Source organism: Mariprofundus erugo, assembly GCF_005818865.1.
Classification (GTDB): domain Bacteria; phylum Pseudomonadota; class Zetaproteobacteria; order Mariprofundales; family Mariprofundaceae; genus Mariprofundus; species Mariprofundus erugo.
The window spans coordinates 235,983-254,932 of the sequence record NZ_VBRY01000002.1 but is presented as its reverse complement, the minus strand read 5'-3'; the positions used below and the strand labels follow the sequence as shown (position 1 = coordinate 254,932).

The window sequence follows — 18,950 nt, the reverse complement described above, 5'->3', positions numbered from 1 at the left end:
TCTTTGCCGGAGGAAGCCGGTGAATCAGCTATATGTGTGACAGAAAATGCAGGGTGGTATCGCCATAACGGCGGGATTGTCGGCATTGCCAGCCGGCAGGCCATTCAGGTTCAACGCGGGCAGCCTCCTCCATGACCAGCAGTTCACAGCTAATCGCATGCTGATCCAGCCACTGTGGCAGCAGTGTGGTGAATGCCTTGTTGTAGGGCGGGTCGGCAAAGATGAGGTCAAAATGGTGACCGGAGAGGGTGGCAAGCCCCTTCTCCACACTCGCGGACATGACCTTCCATTGCTCTTCAAGCTTCCAGCCTGTGCGAATCAGCTCCATAGCACGGGTGGCCGGGCGCTGCTGTTCAATCGAGATGGCACTTGCCGCCCCTCGGGACAACGCTTCCAGCGCCATGACACCTGAACCGGCAAACAGATCCAGTATGCGCATGCCGTCGACGTCAGCGAGGATATTGAACAGAGCCTGTCTGACCTTGGCCGGTGTCGGGCGCAGGCCGGGAAGGTCAGGCACCTGCAGTTTGCGGCCGCGCAGTGTGCCGGCGGTTATATTCATTTTGCGTGACTGCTGCCGAGGTTGGCGCCGACGCGGACGCGGTTCCACTCATCGGGTTTGAGGAAACGTGCCGCTTGCGCCTTGACCTGATCGAGGGTGACTGCGTCGACATGGGCGGTCCAGGTGGACAGGTAATCCAGCGGCAGATTGTACAGTCCGATCATCGAAATCAGCCCTACACGCTCGCGGTTGGAGTCCATGCGCTGGGCAAAGCTGCCGCTGAGATTGTCCTTGCTGGCCTGCAGCTGCTGGCGGGTGATCTGCCCGGCGGCCATTTGTTGCAGGACTTCGCGCACCACGGCCTCAGCCTTGTCTGCCTGGTCTCCTCTGGTCTGCAGGGAGATTACAAACGGGCCGGGTACAGCCAGTGGTACAAAATAGGAGTAGACCCCGTAAACCAGACCACGTTTCTCACGCACCTCCTCCATCAGACGCGATCCGAAGCCGCCACCACCCAGCATATGATTCAACACAAATGCCGGGAAGAAGTCGGCATCAGCGCGCGACGGGCCAAGACGCAACAGCTCCACCAGTGTCTGGCTGGTTGGCAGGGCCACATCGGCCGATTTACCGTGTACATCGGCCGCTATGGCCAGGTCCATCAGACTGTGTGCCGGTTTACCCTGCCAGCCGGCGAGGCGGGCATTGAGCAACGGCAGCAGTTCAGCCATGGTGATATCACCACTGACTGCAAGTACAGCCCCATCCGGCTTGACCTGCGCTTTGTATAGCGACTGCATGTCGGGGATGCGAATGGATGCCAGTGATTCGGCAGAGCCACTGGCCCGATGGCCATAGGGGTGTGTACCAAAGAGCAGATTGGCGGCGGCAGTCGCAGCCTGGGCGCCCGGCTCTTCCAGCTCCTTGCGGGCAGCGGCAACGGAGTCCTGTTGCAGAATGGCAAAGCGGGTTTTATCCCAGCCGGGCATGAGCAGGGCTTCGGCAAACAGATCAAGCCCAGGTTCAAGTGCTTCCCTGAGTGTGGTCATCGACAGGCTCATCTCATCCTGGCTGGCACCGGCTCCCAGTTGGATGGCATCGGCATCGAGCACGTCACTCCAGGCCTTGTGGTTGTGGCGCGCAGTATGGTCACCCAGCATGGCCGCCAGCATGGCTGCTGTGCCCGCCTTGCCGGGGGCATCAAAGCGGCTGCCGGCGATCACGGAGAGCTGCATGGAGACCATCGGCACGTTATGCGCCTCCATCAACAGTACACGCAAGCCATTGTTGGTGCGGGCCTCCTGTATGGCCGGGACAGCGGCAGCGGTCTGGGCTATCAGCAGCAGAGCGAAAAGGGGAAGAGTCAACCAGCGTTTCATGATTTCACCTCGGGTGTCAGGATACCTGTTGTTGAACGATCTTTGATCAGCCAGCGGGCAACGGCTGCCTGTACGTCGGCTGCAGTTACATGCTTGATGGCCTCCAGCCATTGATCGCGATGTGAGGCGCCAATGCCGGACACTTCCATGCGACCAATTTCCTTGGCGCGCAGGTAAAGGGAATCCTGTGCGAAGACCTCGGAGGCAATAATGTTGCGCTTGGCAGCCGCCAGCGGTGCCTCTGCAACCGGTTTGGTCGCCATGTCGGTCAGCAGGGCCCATAATGATTTTTCAAATGCGGCCGTTGTCTGTTTCGGGCCGAGCATGCCATAGAGATACCACAGGTCCAGGCCCATACCGAAGGCGTCATAGCCTGCGCCGGCTGAAAAGGCGACCCGCTGATCGTCTACCAGCTCGCGCTGCAGACGGGCGCTGCGTCCACCGGCAAGAATCTGTGTGGCCACTGCCAGTGCCGCTGTTTCACGATCGTTTTTACCCGGCTGCCAGACCGGGACCGGAATGGTCACCGCAAGCATCGGCAGCTGGGCTGGCAGTTTGACCTGAATGCGTTTGGGGCCGAATGGTTCCGGCTCGACAGGGTTGAAACGGGCAGGGACCGGGCGGGCTTTCATATGGCCGAATGTCTTTTCAACGACCTTTTTAACGTGGGCGAAATCGACATCGCCGACAACGACCACCGTAGCATTGCCCGGTACGTAGTGTTGTTTATAAAAAGCGCGAACATCTTCAATGGTCAGGGCTTTCAGATCCTGCATCCAGCCAATCACCGGGTTGCGGTAAGGGTGCAGGCGCAGTGATGCTGCGGAAAGTTCCTCAAACATGTGGCTGTTTGGGTCATCATCGGTGCGCATGCGGCGCTCTTCCATAATGACCCGGATCTCTTTTTGAAACTCCTTGTCGAGCAGGGCCAGGTTGGCAAAGCGCTCGGCCTCCAGTCCCAGCACCTCATCGACCCGGCCGGAAGGAATGGTTTCAAAGTAGGCGGTATAATCGGTGGTGGTAAAGGCGTTGTCGTTACCACCCATGGCTGAAATGCGTTTTGAATATTCTCCCGGAGCAAGCTTTTTTGAGCCCTTGAACATCATGTGCTCAAAGACATGAGCGAGACCTGTTTTGCCGGGTACTTCGTCCCGTCCGCCAACCTTGAGCCAGATCTGGACCATGGCGACCGGTGCCGAGTGATCTTCCTCGACGATCAGTCTGGCGCCGTTTTTTAAGGTGGCCTCCTGCAGGGCGGCGGCAGATGCGGCAACAGGTGTGCTGATCAGCAACATCAACACGGTGATCATTCTCAGCGACATGTGAACTCCTTGGCGATGAAGTGGCGGCCGGGATGATGGGTGAAAGGCAGGGGCGTGGCAAACCCCGGCGCGGTGCGGTTTTTGCGACCGGAGGTGCAAAGAACGGGGGCTGCGCATAGGCTTCAGGCTATGCATGTGATTTTCCACAAACAGCAGCCATATCCCGAGTCTGTTGCTGAACAGGAGCAGATGGTTGCCTCGGTGTTGGCCGGTTCGATGCCATCGAGCCTGATTCTTACCGAGCATCCGCCGACCTATACGATTGGTACATCCGGTCATAGCGGCGATATCCTCAGTCGTAGCGTGGATGGAGACAGTATTGCTGTTTATCCGACGGGACGGGGAGGCGAAGTGACCTATCACGGCCCCGGCCAGCTGGTCTGTTATGTGATTGCCGACCTGAAACGGGAGCCTGATCTGCACCGCCATATCTGGCGACTGGAGGAGATGGTGATTCGTACACTGGCCGATTTTGGTGTGGTTGCGGGCAGGGATAGCCGGGGGATCGGTGTGTGGGTGGACGGGTTGAAGATTGCCGCAGCCGGCGTGCGTTGTCGCAAGTGGGTGACATTCCATGGCATCGCCTTGAATAACACACCGAATTTGAAACATTTTTCAGGCATTGTTCCTTGCGGTATGCAGGATCAGCCGGTTACGTCGATGCAGAAGCTGGGGCTGGATATCCCGCGTGCCCGGCTTGAGCAGGTACTCATCGGTCATTGTCATGCACTGTTTGACCCGCTGGTCGCAGCGGTGTGACTGTCATGGCCATGTCACCTCGCTGACATACGCCTGACGTATTCGATTTTATAGTGCCGCCTGCGTGTGGTGCAGACGGGCCGCACCTCCCAATCAAGGAGCTGCATGTGACTACGATGGATCTTGCCAGAAATCATTCTGAATTGCTGAAGTGGATCAGCGAGCGTAATGCTCATATTCCGCAGGCTGACCTTGAGTTTCTGATCGGCATATCTCCGGTCGACGTGCAGCCGGTTTTGACATCGAATGAGCGGCAGAGTTGTGAGGCTGTTATTTGAAGCGGGTGCTGATGCATTGATATTTTGTCAGTGAATCAGGGTGCACAGCCCCGTCTTTGCGTAGTTGTCCGCTATGCCGCCTGTGATTTGCGCTGTCCCGGGTCCAGCCACAGGCCGAGCAGATCGGCGAGCAGGTTTGCCAGCACATAGCATGATGCGATCAGTAGTACACAGCCCTGAACCAGCGGATAATCACGCTGCTGAATCGCCTCGATGGTCAGTAGTCCCAGACCCGGCCAGTCGAATACCGTTTCTGTGATCACCGCTCCCCCCAGCACCGCCCCCATTTGCAGGGCAAACATCGTGACCAGAGGTACGGCTGCAATTCTTGCCGCGTGTCGCCACCAGATACGCCGCTCGGAGATGCCGAAGGCACGGGCTGTGCGGATGGAGTCTGTGTGAATGGCCTCAAGCCATGATGAGCGGGCCATACGGGAAAGAATGGCGGCAAGGGCGGTGCCCAGTGTGATGGTTGGTAATACCATCGCTCCGGGTTGCGCCATGCCCGAAACCGGCAACCAGCCAAGGGCGACGGCAAAGAGCAGCATCAATAATGGTCCGAGCCAGAAGTTGGGGATCGATACGCCCAGCAGTGAAAAGGTCATGGCCGATCGATCCTGCCACTTGCCGGCATGACGTGCCGCCCAGTAACCCAGCGGCAGTGCCAGCAGCAGTGCCAGCAGCAGGCTGGTTGTGGCCAGCGATAGTGTGGCAGGTATGCGTTCGGTGATACGCTCAAGTACAGGTCTGTGGTCGACCAGGCTGGTACCCCAGTTGCCGGTTGTCAGGCCGGAGAGATAGATCCCGTACTGATATATAAGCGGCTGATCGAGATGGAGGGCATGGCGCAGCGCCTCGCGGTCAGCCGGCATCGCCGTCTCACCCAGCAGGGCATCAACCGGGTCGCCGGGTACCATATGGAGCAGGAAGAACACCAGGGTGGCTACTCCGAGCAGGGTAGGAAGCGCCTGTGCTGTCCTCTTTAACAGGATGCGTCGGAACATCTTCTAAATGGCGAATGCGCGCCTGAAATAGCCGTGAGGCAGCCGGTTGATCAGAGTGTCGATAGTACAGCCATCTGCTGATCCGCCCATTGCATGGCGTCGGTTTGTATCATGTTGATCTCACGGTAATCGATACGGCGACCGTTTTCGGTGAATTTGCTGATATAATCCCAGTTGCCCTGCTCCAGTGACAGGCAGACGGCGAGCTTCTGTCCCATCGGTGAGTTGAGATCAAGCAGGCCGCTCTGCACATGCTGGGCCAGACTGATCTCTTTGAGTGAATCCTGCATGGTGCAATCGAGCAATGCGTCCAGGATCGAGAAGAGCCCCAGCAGAAAATCGTCATCAATGACATCTTCGCCCATCCGCTTGGCCAGCATTTCCAGGAAACGGGCACGATACATCGCCTGACGAACCAGTTCCGGCGGTTTGTTTTCGGCCAGTGAGGTCATGGTCAGCAGGGTTAGCCAGCGCCGGATATTTCTCAGTCCAAGCAGTGCCAGCGCCTGCTCAATCGACTGGACCTCCCGTTTCAGTCCGAAAGAGGCGGAGTTAATATATTTAAGCAGACGATATGAGAGAGTGACATCCTGTTTGATGACTGTGAACATCTGATCGATGGAGGCGGCGACCATGGCCTGCTGCATGGCGCGCAGAATCGACATGCGCGACTCCGGCGGTTTATTGCCGCTGACGATCTCCGGGTGGCAGTAGAAAAAGCCCTGGAAAAGATCGAAGTTCATTGCCTTGGCCGCTTCAGCTGCTTCATAGCTGTCAATTTTTTCTGCCAAGAATCTGACGTTGGAGCGACGGAACTCGCGCATGATCGGCAACGGGTCGGCTGTGGCAAGCCAGTCCAGCTTGATGATATCAACGATATCAATAAACGGTTTTGCCGCCTCAATGCTGGTGACGTCATCGAGTGCCAGGCTGTACCCCTTGCTTTTCAGTGCTCTGCAGGCCTGCAGTACAGCTTCGCTTGGCGGCACGGTCTCCAGTATTTCAAAGTGAACCTGTTCGGGTGGAAGAGCCTCGGCCAGCTGGATACCGTTGAGCAGAAACGCTTCATCAATGTTGAAAAACACCGGCAGTGAGCCGGCGACCTTATCAAGACCCAGGTCGATCAGGGTGTTGACGACCACCTGGGCGGTGCGATCAACACCACCGGTCGGCATCTCGCCTCTGAACAGAATCTCATAGCCGACTACACTGTAGTTTTTATTAAAAACAGGCTGCCGCCCGATAATGATCTTATCTGTCATGACTGGCTTCCTCCCAGGCTGCGGCCAGGCGTGACCGCGTGCATGAACTTTGAGCAAATCGTATGCCATTGGCCAGTGTTTAATCTGCACTTGCCTTCGCATGTTGGCAAACGCAGCTTGTGGCGATGCACGTACAGCACTACGACGACAGTGAAATTGCAAAGTTCGAGGCGATGGCCGAAGAGTGGTGGGACCCGAATGGCAAGTTCAGGCCGCTGCACCGGATTAATCCGCTGCGCCTGGATTACATTGCCCGCCAGATTCCTATGCAGGGGGCGAAGTTGCTGGATGTCGGCTGCGGAGGCGGCCTGCTGGCGGAAGGGATGGCGGCCCGTGGAGCGATGGTGACCGGTATTGATCGCTCTCCCAAAGCGCTGGGTGTGGCTCGTTTGCACAGTGAACAGTCCGGCGTTCAGGTGCAATACGAAGAAAATGACGCTGAAACATGGGCTCTGTTGCATGCGGAGAGTTATGACGCTGTCACCTGCCTCGAGGTACTGGAGCATGTGCCTGATGTGCCACGTACCGTGGCGGCCTGTGCCGCGATGATCAAGCCGGGTGGACTGTTCTTTTTTGCCACCCTGAACAGGACCCCGGTCGCATATCTGAAGGCGATTCTTGGCGCGGAATATGTACTTGGCTGGTTGCCTAAGGGGACCCACGAATATGCCAAATTTATCAAGCCATCGGAAATGAATAGCGCCCTTCGTGATGCAGGCCTTGAAATTCGCGACTTGCGCGGCATGAGTTACGCGATGTTGTCGGACCAATTTTCTCTTTCTGACGACCTTTCGGTTAATTATCTCGGTTTTGCCGTCAAGCCCGCCTGACGGGGGCTTATCCTGAGCTCTGTCCTGACGGATTTTGTGCATAACTTTCTGAAGCCGGCACTGCTGTGCGGTTTGCTGCTGCCATGCTCGCTTGCCCATGCCGAGCCGGTCGATATTGATGCCGATCAGATGACCCGTTCGGAAGATGGAACGATTACGGCCACCGGGCATGTCATTATCAAGCGAATGGATGAAACGCTGGTGGCAGATCAGGTTATCTATCATACCCCCCGCCATACGATGGAGGCTTCCGGCCATGTGATGATTCGCTCGGCAAAAGCGACCATTCATGCCGATCAGGCCCAGCTGCAAACACAGAGTCATACCGGTACGATGCAGCATGCCACCATCACCCTGCCGGGGGGCGAGCGGATAAAGGCGGAGCAGGTACGCCGCATAGATGATCAGCGCTTTGAGGCGGAGCATGCCATCTATTCATCCTGCCCGGCGGATGAGGAGTCCTGGCGTATCGCAGCGGATCATGCTGTGGTCGATCAGGAAGCGGGAGAGCTGATTTCAACCGGCTCCCGCCTTGAGTTATGGCAAGTGCCGGTGCTTTACTCCCCCTGGTGGTCACAGCCGCTCAGGCGCAAGTCCGGGTTGCTGATTCCATCGGTGAATACCGGCAAGCGGCGCGGGACTGAGCTGTCGGTTCCCTATTATATCGCCCCGGCCGAGAACTGGGATGCTACGCTGATACCTCACTGGATGAGTGTGCGTGGCATGATGGGTGAGGCCGAGGTCCGCCATATCTCCACCATGGGCTATGAGCGGATCAGTGGTGCCGCGATCGATGATACGGTGGCAAAACGGGTGCGCGGACGCGTCAAGGGGGAGATGCAGTGGCAACTGCCTGCCTCGGCTGTGCTGAGGGCGAAGGCAGATCATGTCAGTGACTACGCATATCTGGCCGATTATGCCGGTGTCGGGGATGTCAGTTTGCGTTACCTGCAGAGTGAAGCCTCTCTGTCGCAGCAGTTTGCCCTGGCTGATACCCGAACTGACTGGTCATTGCAGGCACAGCACTTGCAGGACCTGCTTTTGACCAGTAATGCAACGACATTGCAGATACTGCCTCGCCTGCAGAGCCATACCGAATGGCAGTTTTCTCCGAATGTTGTCGCCCATCTGGAACAACAAACCACCCGTTTTGACCGGCGTATCGGTGTGGATGGCTGGCGTATGGACTGGCACCCTTATGTTGAGCTGCCCTGGGAGTTGTCCGGGGGCGGTATCAGAAGCACGATTACCGGAGGTATGCGCCATACCCGCTACTGGCTGAAGAGTGCTGCCCCCAATATTTCCCGCCCTACCCGTACCACCGGCGAGGCCAGTATGGAGCTGCGTTCGGATTTCGAGCGGATTTCAGAGGGGCATCACTGGCGTCATGTCGTTTCGCCGATTGTGCGTTATGACTATGTGGGGGCACCGGATCAGTCGTTGCTACCGAATTTTGATTCGGCTTTCGGTTTGTTGACCTGGACCAACCTGCTGTCCGGCAACCGTTTTTCAGGGCTGGATCGCATTGAAAAAACAAACCGCCTGAGCATGGTGCTGGAAAACCGGCTGCAGACACGGGCCGGAGAGAGTGATGGCGCGCGTGATGTGCTGATTGTTCGTGGCGGAGCGGCCTATGACATGATGCGGCGCAGTGTAGACCCTCTGCTGCAGCCGGTGGCAACGCAGCCGTTTTCCAATCTGTTGGGGGAGGTGGTTTGGCAGCCACTTGCCGGTGCGGCCCTCTACGCTTCGGGGCAGTATAATCCGGCAGGCCATTACTGGTCGTCGACCAGCTCTTATCTTAACCTGACCGGCAGAGGCTACTCTTTCTATGCCGGTTACCTCTTCATTGACCAGCGCTATAGTGCACGGACAGAACTGCTGGATTTGCGAGGCAGTTTTTCGCTGATTCCCCGCTGGCAGGCAACAGCCAGCTGGCAATATGACCGGGTGCTGAAGCTGTCCCAACAGGCAACGGTGGGGCTTGAATACCACCACCCGTGCTGGACGCTGGGGCTTGAGACATACCGGATCAACCGTCGCAGTGGCACGACCACTGCAGCCAACACGGGCTTCCGTCTGTTGCTTGAATTTAAAGGGCTGGGTAGCGTCGGTTCGTAACCTTGTTATGATTGCGCACGGTTGGGGTTGCTGTGCTGCTGGATTGATTCACCCGGAGCAGCGGCCGATCAAATGTTCGGAAATAATCCCGCTTAATCCGTTTTACCTGACTGGAGGCTTCATGCAACTGATTACCTTTCTGGCAGGCTTGCTGTTGTTGATTGCGCCTGCCCGGGCGGAGGAGCTCGATTCAATCGCAGCTGTTGTCAATAACGAGGCCATTACCTGCTCTGAAGTAGAACAGGATGCCCAGACCATGCTGGAGCAGTTGCGGCAGAGTGGCTCGACCTTTTTGCCTGCTGCAGCTGACTTAAGCCAGCGCTCCCTCGATGGCAGTATTGTCAAAACCCTGGAGTTGCAGGAGGCGCGCAAGCTTGAGCTTTCGGTCAGCGATGAGGAGCTTGATGATGCCATCAAGAATGTTGCCTCCAGCAATGGACTGTTACCCGACCAGTTAAAGGATGCCATTGCCAGTCAGGGGATGGATTTCGATGATTATCGCAACAATCTGCGTGATCAGATGTTGATCAACAAAGTAGTGAACATCGCGGTAAGCAGTAAAATTCAGGTCAGCGAAGAGTCTATTCTCGAGTATTACCGCAAATATCTGGCCGTTCCCAAGCCGCGTCGCGAGGTGGAGGTAGCCCAGATATTTCTGTCGCTGCCGGCAGAGCCGACTCCCGCACAGTTGAGTGCCGTCCGGCAAAAGGCGCGCAGCATTCGCGCGCAGTTAATGGCAGGCAAGGATTTCGGTCAGATGGTTGCTATTTATTCGGAGTCTCCGGACCGGCAACAGCAGGGTGTGATGGGCTGGTTTATGCAGGGCGGTGTTGCCCAGCGTTTCTCCTCCGTGCTTGAGCTGCCTAAAGGCGCTGTTTCCGAGCCGATTCGCTCTCCATCCGGCTTCCATATCATGAAGGTTGTCGATGAGCGCTGGAAGGATCCGGAGAGTAATGCCGAAAGCTATGACGAGATTCATGCCCGCCATATTCTTCTGAAAGTTCCTTCATTTGCCGATGAGGCGACCAAAAAGAAGGTGCGTCAGCGTGCTGAAGCACTGGCCCGTGATTTGAGCGGGTCTACGGATGCCCAGTTTGCGGCTCGTGCGAAAGAGGATTCGCAGGGACCGAGTGCCGAGCGCGGCGGCGATCTTGGCTGGTTCAAGAAGGGAGCCATGGTGCCCGAGTTTGAAAAGGCTGCGTTTGCTTTGAAAGCCGGTGAGACCAGTGGCGTGGTACAAAGTCCGTTCGGGTTCCATATCATTCGTATCGTTGCCCGTCGCCACATTGATCCGAACTCGCTGGAGGCGCATCGCGACCAGATTCAGCAGATCCTCAGCAGTGTCGAAACACAGGAGCAGATGCCGCGCTGGATTGCCTCGTTGCGAGCCTCAGCCTCGATCGACAGGCACAACTGCCCCGGTTTCTCTGCAGCAGTAGCACCGGCTGATGATGAAGCTGCAGCACTTGAAATTCAGTTTAATGAAGCGATCCGATCCACCCTGCAGGGCTGGACCAGAGCCTGGGAGGATGGAGACGTTGACAGTTACTTCTCCTACTACTCGGATCACTTTAATGCAGGTAAAGGTTTTGCCAGCCTGGCCGCGTGGAAAGCAGAACGTACGGCTGCGATGGCCGCCCGCCTGCCGGTGCGTATTTCGATCAGCGATCTGAAACTGACCCGTCTGGATGAAACGAATGCCCGGGTCGAATTCACCCAGAATTATCGTTCGGCTGGTGCGGAGCGACGTGATCTTAAGCTTTTGTTGCTGAAGAAAGAGGGTGACAGCTGGAAAATTGTGCGTGAAATGGCTGCTGTACCGGCCAAATGACGACGTTGCTGATCACGCTTGGTGAGCCGGCGGGCATCGGCCCGGATTGTGTCCTGCGTGCATGGAAGCATGCGCCGGAGCTGTTTGAGCACGCGGTCGTTGTGGCGCCGATCTCGTGGCTGCGTGAGCGTGCAGAACAGATTGGTATTCTACCACCCTTATATGAAATCAGTGATCTGACCAGCCTTGACCGGCATGAAGCCGCTGGCTTGCGCTGCTGGAATCCATTGTCCTCATCGCTGGCGATTGGACCGGTGCAGCCGGGCGTGCCGTCTGCTGCGACGGCTGCAGCGGTGATTGCCTGTATTGAGTCGGCCTCCCGTGCCTGTATTGCCGGGCAAGCCTCCGCACTGGTGACCGGCCCCATTGAAAAGGCTGTTCTGAAGTCCTCCGGCTTCAATTTTCCGGGTCATACCGAATTTCTGGCCTGGCTGGCCAGAGATGGTGAGTCTGCTTCTGCCACGCATATGGATCATGTCATGATGCTGGCCAGTGATGTGTTGCGGGTGGCTCTTTTGACCACCCATATTGCCATCAGTGAAGTGCCGGCATCCCTGTCAACCGAGGCGACGATTGATTGCTTGCGAATCGTTGATCACGATCTGCGTCATCGCTTTTCAATCAACCAGCCCCGTATCGCGTTGTGTGCACTCAATCCTCATGGCGGCGAGCAGGGCCATTTCGGGCGTGAGGAGATTGATATCCTGGCCCCTGCTGTGGCGGCTGCCAGTCAGCATGGAGTGCATATTACGGGCCCTTTACCGGCCGATACGCTGTTTTCTGCGGCTATGCGCGCACGTTTTGATGCGATCGTCTGCTGTTATCATGATCAGGCACTGATTCCTCTCAAGGCTCTCAGTTTTGGTGATGCGGTGAATGTGACGCTGGGGCTGCCCTTTGTGCGTACCAGTGTGGATCACGGCACTGCGCTTGATCGTGTGGGCAGGGAAGACGTATTGTATTCGAGTATGATGGCAGCCATCCGGATGGCTGAAATGATGGTGTCAAAAGCCGGGTGATTGTGGCGATGGTCAGGTTTTCCTGTGCTTGCATGTGGCGGCTTTTTCGTAGCCGGCAGGGAATTCTGCATTTATCCGCGCTTCCATGGTGCAGATGGCAAGGAGGCCTGTTGTGCATATCAATCAACTGACCGGTCAGTTATTGCTGGCTACTCCGTCCATGCAGGATCCCAACTTCAGGGATAGTGTGGTACTGGTTTGCCACCATGATCCGGAGGGGTGTCTCGGTCTGGTGATTAATCGGCCGCGCAGCCTTGTGATGGGTGATGTGTTTGATGATCTGCAGCTTGAGGTTGTGCCCGAAAGGCGGACATTGCCTGTTTTTGAGGGAGGGCCTGTGGATGAGTTCAGAGGCTTTCTGCTGCATGATGGCTGGCATATCTATGACTCGACGATGCAGGTGACGCCTGAGTTGCACCTGACGGCTTCGCGTGATGTGCTGGAGGAGCTGGCCCGTGGTGATGGCCCTGAACACTTTATGTTGCTGCTTGGTTACGCCGGCTGGCATGCCGGCCAGCTTGAGCAGGAGCTGGCAGAAAACAGCTGGCTGATTGCACCGGCCAGTCACCGGATTATTTTTCAGGAACCACCGGAAATGCGCTGGGATTTCGGCGCCCGCTGTATGGGAATCACCCGCTCTCATCTCTCCAGTCAGATTGGTCACGCGTAACGCAATCATCTTCGGCAAGGTCGGCTAATGAGCTGCTGATTGATTGCCCTCCTGGCAAAAATCAGATCGCAAAGGCAAAACGCGACCAAGAGGCAGGATGCCCGAGTCATTTTTCCTTTGCTTACAAATCAAACACTTACGCGTTTGATTTGATTCGCTGCATCCTGCCGCTCACCTGGCGGCGGCAAAGCCGTCCAATCCGGACTGGACGACCTTGCCTGGTTTGCCTGCAAACGCTGACAATCAATCGCCCTAACAGACGATGGTGCTGATCTCCCGGGTCAGGCTGTCGCCGATATCAAGCATCAGCGCTTCATCCTCCGCCTCAACCATGATGCGCAGCTTCGGCTCGGTGCCGGACATGCGCACATTGATGCGTCCGTTACCGGCCAGCCGGCTTTCGGCCTGCGCAATGAGGCTGGCGACGGCGGCATCAGCCAGTACATCACGGCGTTCAGGCATGACAATATTCCACAGTTTCTGCGGGAACAGGTTCATGCCGGCAGCCAGTTCAGCCAATGGCTTTTCCTGCTGACTCATGGCCGCCAGCAACTGCAGCCCCGACATCAGGCCATCACCGGTGGTGTTGTAATCGAGCAGAATCATATGGCCGGATTGTTCACCGCCGATATTGCAGCCCAGTTCATTCATCATCTCAAGCACATAGCGATCACCGACGGAGGCTCTGTGCATATCCAGTCCGAGGCCGGCAAGGTAGCGCTCAAGCCCCATGTTGCTCATCAGTGTTGTGACTACAGCGCCTCCCTGCAGCCGGCCCTGGCTGGCCGCATGCTCAGCCAGAATGGCAATCACCCGGTCACCATCCACAATATCGCCATTTGCATCGCAGGCGATCAGGCGGTCGGCATCACCATCCAGGGCAAGGCCGATATCCGCACCGGTTTCAACGACCCGGGCGGTCATCCCTTCCGGGTGGGTTGAGCCGCAGCCCTTGTTGATATTGTAACCATCGGGACTAGCTGCCATGGCGATCACATCGCAGCCGAGCTCGCGCAGAATGCGCGGTGCCACGTCATAGGCAGCACCGTTGGCGCAGTCGATGACCACTTTTAATCCGTCAAATCGCATGCCTCGCGGCAGTGCTGCTTTCAAAAACTCGATATAGCGTCCGCGCGCATCGTCCACACGGCTTGCCTTGCCAACCTCAAGGGCCGGCGGAAGTGGAGGCAGTGCATCAATGCATTGCTCAATTTCAAGCTCGATCTCGTCGGGCAACTTGAATCCGTCGGCTGCAAAAAACTTGATACCGTTGTCACCGGCCGGGTTATGGGATGCAGAGAGCATGACACCGGCATCGGCTCGCAGGCTGCGGGTAAGGTAGGCAACTGCAGGTGTGGGAACAGGGCCGACAAGCAGCACATTCATGCCCTGGGCCGTCAACCCGGCACAAAGTGCCGATTCAATCATATAACCGGAGAGGCGGGTGTCCTTGCCGATCAGAATGTGCGGTTTGTGCTTCAGGTGACGGGTCAATACATGGCCGGCTGCCCGACCAAGAGTAAGGGCAAACTCAGCCGTCATCGGTGACTGATTTACGGTGCCACGGACTCCGTCTGTTCCAAAGTAGCGTCTCAATTTGTTCCTCCAGGGCTGCTCTTGATGGAGATGGGCAGCTTTTCAAGTGTGCCGCGGACAATGATTTCAACCTTGCCGCCTGCAAGTCGAATCGATTTGCCCGAGGGGCTTTCCACGCCTGTTTTGGCCTCAATGGGGCCTTCCTTCAGTTCCGGTCGAATCGGTGTGGTCTCAACCGCGCGCAGTGTCTCCAGCCAGACATCAGGTCCGGTCAGTTTGACCTGGGCCGGTTCAATATTTACCTGTGTTACCTGCCAGCCTTCGGGCAATTCAAAGTGGGCATGGACAGGGATCGAGCGGGTGACGCGCCGGTCAACCTGCAGCTGCAGACGCTCTGGTTTGACCTTTTCAATACGCAGGCCGACAGGGAGTGAAATCAGACCGATCTGCAGACTTCGTTCAACGACGCCGGGTGTGGTCAGGTCCGAAACATCCAGTGGTACCGTAAGATCCTGCTGGCGCAGGTCTTTCAGGCGTGTTTGCAACCCCTTGATGGTAATACGGACATGTTCGGGAAAGTCATTGACGATCACCATATCCGCCGGCAGCCCCTGTACCTGCAAGGGAACGTCCATGCTCAGCGAGCCATCCCCCTGCCCGTGCACCTGCAGCCACAGGGCAATAGCGATCATAATCGCCCAGAAGTGGAGGTTATAACGGCGGAACAGTTTAATGAAATGTTGCATCAGTCGATTCCAGCCTCAGATTCATCTTGCTCATGGTCTTTATGGGCATGGCTTTGCAGGGATGACAGGCGACTGCTCAGGCGATCATGCAGTGCGCGACTGGTCAGGTTGTTGCCGAGTTGACCTTCTTCCACCAGGTGCACGGCACCGGTCTCTTCAGAGACGACAATCACCAGTGCATCGGTCTCTTCCGACAGGCCAACAGCCGCGCGATGACGGGTACCAAAGTCACCGGGGACAGCATTGGCCTGGGCGAGTGGCAGCAGTACTCTGGCGGCAACAATGCGATTGCCATGTACGATGATCGCGCCATCGTGCATCGGGGCATCGGGGCAGAAGAGTGCCTGAATCATGTCCGGCTGAATGGGGGCATCCAGCTCTACGCCGGATTCGAACAGATGACGCAGGCCGGTATCCCGCTCGATGACGATCAGCCCGCCCCAGCCGCGGTGAACCAGGGCGTAGGTTGATTCGACCAGCATGGCGATCATGGTTTCTCCCGGCGTATTGCCGGCAGCTAGCGGATTGACGGCCACACGCATCAGGGCCCGGCGGATTTCCTGTTGAAACAGCACGACGAGAATGACGATGAAGGCCGAGAAGAAGTGACTGAACATCCATTCAACGGTGAACAGGCCGAATTCACGGGCTAGCTGATAAACAACGACAACGATGGCGACGCCAATGAGCATCTGAACGGCACGCGTACCGCGAATCAGACGCAGAAAGAAGTAAACCACAACCGCAACGACCGTAATATCAGCGAGGTCAGTAATACCGAATTGCCAGTTGTCCATTACCACCATACCGTCACAGCGCCTTTATTCACCGGGGCTTGGCGGCCCTGTGTGATCAATTTCTGCAGAATAGCCGGATTACTCCGGCATGCAAGATGGCTCCCCGGCGATTGCGCTGGCCACCTGAATTGCCCTCATTTGCAGTGCGACATTATGCACGCGCAGCACGTCAGCTCCATAAGCAATGCCCATGCCACCGGCGACAGAGGTTTCTATTTCCCTGTCGGATACATCGCTGCCTGTGATGGCGCCGAGGAAGGATTTTCTCGAGACTCCCAGCAGCAGGGGCAGGCCAAAGCGCTGCTTGAGTATCGGAATATTGCGGATCAGGGCGAGATTATCCTCAAGCCGTTTACCAAAGCCGATGCCGGGATCAATCAGGATGGATGCTTCGCGGATACCTGCCTGCAGGCAGGCATTCAGGCGTGCGTCGAAATAGGCGCAGACCTCATCCACGACATTGCGGTATTGGGGGGATACCTGCATCGAGGCGGGGGATCCCTGCATATGCATCAGACAAACATCGACACCTGCTGCGGCGACGACATTCATGCTCTCCGGATCATAGGTCAGGGCGCTGACATCATTGATCAGTGAGGCACCGGCAGCGATGCCCTGCTGCATCACCTCGGCTTTCATCGTATCGAGTGAGATCAGGCAGCCGGCGGCGCTGAGGCTCCGGATCACCGGAATCACCCTGTCCAGCTCCTCCTGTACAGGGACAGCGCAGGCGCCAGGACGGGTGGATTCACCGCCGACATCAATGATGGCAGCGCCCTCGTCCCGCATCCGCAGGCCATGGCGGGTCGCCGCCTCAACATCAATAAAGTTGCCTCCGTCCGAAAACGAATCGGGGGTGCAATTAAGCACCCCCATCAACCATGCATCTTTATGTCGATGCCAGCGTGAGCGCATCAGTTAATCTGTCCCGCCTCACTATCGGAAGGCTTGTTCTGTTCATTGCTCTGGCCGATGTCGACCCGCGCGGATGGTTCTTCCGGCGGCAGCGGGCCGGTGGAGGTGGTCGACTGGGACTCCTTGATCAACAGAGGTTCCTTGCCTTCCATGGCGCGATCGATATCGGTGGTATCGAGGGTTTCATATTTGATCAGTGCGTTGGCCAGCAGATGCAACTGGTCCATATGCTCTTCAAGAATGTTTTTCGCCCGTGCGTAGTTGTCTTCGATCAGTTTGCGCACAACGATATCAATCTTGCGGGCAGTCTCTTCGGAGATATTGGTCTGACGGGTGATTTCACGACCGAGGAATGGCTCATGTTCACGCTCGCCGTAAACCATAGGGCCCATTTCATCCGACATGCCCCACTGGGTTACCATGTTGCGGGCCAGTTGGGTGGCACGTTCAAAATCGTTGGAGGCACCGGTGGTCATCTGGCCGAGCACAAGCTCCTCACCCAGTCGGCCGCCCATCATGATCGAGATCTGATCACGCAGGTACTCGCGGTCATGATTAAAGCGATCCTCAACCGGCATCTGCATGGTGATGCCGAGTGCCTGGCCACGCGGAATAATGCTGACCTTGTGGACCGGATCGGCATTCTTCAGGTATTTGGCGACCAGTGTATGGCCTGCCTCGTGGTAGGCTGTGGTCTTTTTCTGGTCATCGGAGATGATCATCGAACGGCGTTCGGTGCCCATCATGACCTTGTCCTTGGCCGTTTCGAAATCGGCCCGGGTGACCTTGTCGCGATCAAAGCGTGCGGCATTCAATGCAGCTTCATTGACCAGATTGGCCAGATCTGCGCCGGAAAATCCTGGCGTGCCACGTGCCAGCTCCTTGACATCCACATTGCCTGACAGCGGCACCTTGCGCATGTGTACTTTCAGGATCTGTTCGCGGCCAAGCAGATCAGGACGAGGGACGACGACCTGGCGGTCGAAGCGGCCTGGTCGCAGCAGGGCCGGATCGAGTACATCCGGTCTGTTGGTGGCGGCAACCAGAATCACACCTTCATTGGATTCAAAGCCGTCCATTTCGACCAGCATCTGGTTCAGAGTCTGTTCCCGCTCATCATTGCCGCCGCCGATGCCGGCACCGCGATGACGGCCCATGGCATCGATTTCGTCAACGAACACAATGCAGGGGGCAGATTTTTTCGCCTGCTCAAACATGTCGCGCACACGGGATGCGCCGACGCCGACGAACATTTCGACAAAGTCAGAACCCGAGATCGAGAAGAACGGCACCTCTGCTTCGCCGGCAATGGCACGGGCAAGCAGTGTTTTACCGGTGCCGGGAGGCCCTACAAGCAGCATGCCTTTCGGGATTTTTCCGCCGAGACGGGTGAATTTGGACGGCTCGCGGAGAAATTCGATAACTTCGGTGACTTCCTGCTTGGCTTCATCGCAGCCGGCGACATCTTCAAAGGTAACGCGGGCGGTATTTTCGTTCAGCAGCTTGGCCTTGCTCTTGCCAAAGCCCATGGCTCCGCCTTTGCCGCCACCCTGCATCTGGCGCATAAAAAAGACCCATACGGCAATCAGCAGCAGCATCGGGAACCAGGAGATCAGCACGGAGATGATAAACGGCACCTCTTCGCGCTCCTTGACGTCTACCTGCACATGCTGATCCAGCAGGCGCTGGGAGAGATTAGGGTCGTTCGGAACGGTGACATCGAAGCTTTTCAGCTCGCCGGAAGAGTCGCGATATTGGCCGACTACGCGGTTGTCCTTGATGGTAGCGGTTTCAACCATGCCCTGATTAACTTTTTCGACGAAGGTGGAGTAGGGCATTCTGTCCCCTTTCACCAGCGGAGCCGAAAACATATTAAACAGGCTCATCATGGTCAGACCGATGACAACCCACAGTAGAATATTCTTTCCCATTAAATCCAAATCCTTTCCGGCAAGTTTGATGTGAATATATTGCCGAAT

17 protein-coding genes are annotated in these 18,950 nt (G+C 56.9%); 7 read left to right on the top strand and 10 right to left on the bottom strand.

What is annotated here, in order from left to right:
* Window positions 1-28 precede the first annotated feature (28 nt).
* From rsmD to FEF65_RS03155, 3 genes are read right to left on the bottom strand one after another with little or no spacing between them, the layout of a single operon-like run.
* Window positions 29-562 carry a 16S rRNA (guanine(966)-N(2))-methyltransferase RsmD gene (gene rsmD, locus FEF65_RS03165; RefSeq protein ID WP_138238328.1) on the bottom strand — a complete coding sequence of 178 codons (534 nt, stop codon included), beginning with the start codon at window positions 560-562 and terminating at the stop codon, window positions 29-31.
* The gene (locus FEF65_RS03160) at window positions 559-1,881 is read right to left on the bottom strand and encodes a M16 family metallopeptidase (RefSeq protein WP_138238327.1); all 1,323 of its coding nucleotides are present in this window, start codon (window positions 1,879-1,881) and stop codon (window positions 559-561) included. The genes rsmD and FEF65_RS03160 overlap by 4 nt, the downstream gene beginning before the upstream one ends.
* Window positions 1,878-3,203: a M16 family metallopeptidase gene (locus tag FEF65_RS03155; RefSeq protein WP_138238326.1), complete on the bottom strand. Its 1,326-nt coding sequence runs from the start codon at window positions 3,201-3,203 to the stop codon at window positions 1,878-1,880. Before FEF65_RS03155 ends, FEF65_RS03160 begins: the two co-directional genes overlap by 4 nt.
* A 129-nt stretch (window positions 3,204-3,332) precedes the next feature.
* On the opposite strand from FEF65_RS03155, the gene lipB reads away from it, so the two are divergent.
* A complete protein-coding gene (lipB, locus tag FEF65_RS03150) occupies window positions 3,333-3,962 on the top strand; it encodes a lipoyl(octanoyl) transferase LipB (RefSeq protein WP_138238325.1) in 630 nt (209 codons plus the stop codon).
* A gap of 107 nt (window positions 3,963-4,069) precedes the next feature.
* Window positions 4,070-4,240, top strand: coding sequence for a hypothetical protein (locus FEF65_RS13350; RefSeq protein WP_161595164.1), 171 nt, complete (start codon window positions 4,070-4,072; stop codon window positions 4,238-4,240).
* Between the two features lie 71 nt (window positions 4,241-4,311).
* Here FEF65_RS13350 and FEF65_RS03145 read toward each other — a convergent pair whose 3' ends face one another.
* On the bottom strand, window positions 4,312-5,244 hold the full coding sequence (locus FEF65_RS03145; RefSeq protein ID WP_138238324.1) for an ABC transporter permease: 933 nt from the start codon (window positions 5,242-5,244) through the stop codon (window positions 4,312-4,314).
* 50 nt (window positions 5,245-5,294) lie between these two features.
* On the bottom strand, window positions 5,295-6,506 hold the full coding sequence (locus FEF65_RS03140) for an EAL and HDOD domain-containing protein (RefSeq protein ID WP_161595163.1): 1,212 nt from the start codon (window positions 6,504-6,506) through the stop codon (window positions 5,295-5,297).
* A gap of 125 nt (window positions 6,507-6,631) precedes the next feature.
* Here FEF65_RS03140 and ubiG point away from each other — a divergent pair, with 125 nt between their 5' ends.
* The 5 genes from ubiG to FEF65_RS03115 all read left to right on the top strand — a co-directional run bounded on the left by ubiG (window position 6,632) and on the right by FEF65_RS03115 (window position 12,977).
* Entirely contained in the window at window positions 6,632-7,336 is a 705-nt protein-coding gene (gene ubiG / locus FEF65_RS03135; RefSeq protein WP_138238322.1) for a bifunctional 2-polyprenyl-6-hydroxyphenol methylase/3-demethylubiquinol 3-O-methyltransferase UbiG, read from the top strand.
* A gap of 36 nt (window positions 7,337-7,372) precedes the next feature.
* Window positions 7,373-9,457, top strand: coding sequence for an LPS-assembly protein LptD (locus tag FEF65_RS03130; RefSeq protein ID WP_238701145.1), 2,085 nt, complete (start codon window positions 7,373-7,375; stop codon window positions 9,455-9,457).
* Between the two features lie 121 nt (window positions 9,458-9,578).
* A complete protein-coding gene (locus FEF65_RS03125; protein ID WP_138238321.1) occupies window positions 9,579-11,288 on the top strand; it encodes a peptidylprolyl isomerase in 1,710 nt (569 codons plus the stop codon).
* Window positions 11,285-12,307 carry a 4-hydroxythreonine-4-phosphate dehydrogenase PdxA gene (pdxA, locus tag FEF65_RS03120; RefSeq protein ID WP_138238320.1) on the top strand — a complete coding sequence of 341 codons (1,023 nt, stop codon included), beginning with the start codon at window positions 11,285-11,287 and terminating at the stop codon, window positions 12,305-12,307. Before FEF65_RS03125 ends, pdxA begins: the two co-directional genes overlap by 4 nt.
* A 112-nt stretch (window positions 12,308-12,419) precedes the next feature.
* Window positions 12,420-12,977 (top strand): YqgE/AlgH family protein, encoded by a 558-nt coding sequence (locus FEF65_RS03115; protein ID WP_138238319.1) that lies wholly within the window; start codon window positions 12,420-12,422, stop codon window positions 12,975-12,977.
* Window positions 12,978-13,229: 252 nt separating this feature from the next.
* On the opposite strand, the gene glmM is transcribed toward FEF65_RS03115, so the two are convergent.
* The 5 genes from glmM to ftsH form a co-directional block, all read right to left on the bottom strand.
* Window positions 13,230-14,573, bottom strand: coding sequence for a phosphoglucosamine mutase (gene glmM / locus FEF65_RS03110; RefSeq protein ID WP_138238318.1), 1,344 nt, complete (start codon window positions 14,571-14,573; stop codon window positions 13,230-13,232).
* The gene (locus tag FEF65_RS03105) at window positions 14,570-15,259 is read right to left on the bottom strand and encodes a CdaR family protein (RefSeq protein WP_138238317.1); all 690 of its coding nucleotides are present in this window, start codon (window positions 15,257-15,259) and stop codon (window positions 14,570-14,572) included. Before FEF65_RS03105 ends, glmM begins: the two co-directional genes overlap by 4 nt.
* On the bottom strand, window positions 15,259-16,065 hold the full coding sequence (gene cdaA / locus FEF65_RS03100) for a diadenylate cyclase CdaA (protein ID WP_238701144.1): 807 nt from the start codon (window positions 16,063-16,065) through the stop codon (window positions 15,259-15,261). The genes FEF65_RS03105 and cdaA overlap by 1 nt, the downstream gene beginning before the upstream one ends.
* 69 nt (window positions 16,066-16,134) lie before the next feature.
* Window positions 16,135-16,971, bottom strand: coding sequence for a dihydropteroate synthase (folP, locus tag FEF65_RS03095; RefSeq protein WP_138238316.1), 837 nt, complete (start codon window positions 16,969-16,971; stop codon window positions 16,135-16,137).
* Window positions 16,971-18,902 (bottom strand): ATP-dependent zinc metalloprotease FtsH, encoded by a 1,932-nt coding sequence (gene ftsH / locus FEF65_RS03090; RefSeq protein WP_138238315.1) that lies wholly within the window; start codon window positions 18,900-18,902, stop codon window positions 16,971-16,973. Before ftsH ends, folP begins: the two co-directional genes overlap by 1 nt.
* Window positions 18,903-18,950: the final 48 nt, after the last annotated feature.